1 pseudogene is annotated in these 438 nt (G+C 48.6%); it reads right to left on the reverse strand.

The annotated features are described in order from the left end of the window. A pseudogene (locus ACQRBJ_RS16260) lies at positions 1-438 on the reverse strand (TonB-dependent receptor); the annotation flags it as partial.

Raw genomic sequence — 438 nt, forward strand, 5'->3', positions numbered from 1 at the left:
ACATTCTTCAAGGCTCTTATGGGTTGGTGGTTTTCGTAGACATTCACCGCCGCCACGTCGTCAGGGCGGATATTCTTGGTAGCCAAGGTATAGTTACCCGACAGCATGTCCATGTTTTCGATATAAAACTTACTGATGCGCTCACCTTGGTAATAGATGCCTCCCGTGTTGTCCACGCTGATTCCTGGCATTCGCTTCAGTACATCCTCGATGCTTCTATCCATTTCTTTCTTGAAGGCATTGACATCATAAGTCAAGGTGTCGCCGCTCTGGCGGATAGGCACACTTCTCACCACCACCTCCTTGATATTGATAGCCTCATCGTGCAAGGTGATGTTCTTGAGCTTTCCAAAGTCCTTTCTCAAGATGGTCTTCGTCTCGTAGCTCAACCGCGACAAGGTGATACTGGAGATAGAATCATGGGCGGTGGTGGCAAGA

Origin of the sequence: Prevotella sp. SGI.167, assembly GCF_050313615.1 — a bacterium.
Taxonomy (GTDB): Bacteria; Bacteroidota; Bacteroidia; order Bacteroidales; family Bacteroidaceae; genus Prevotella.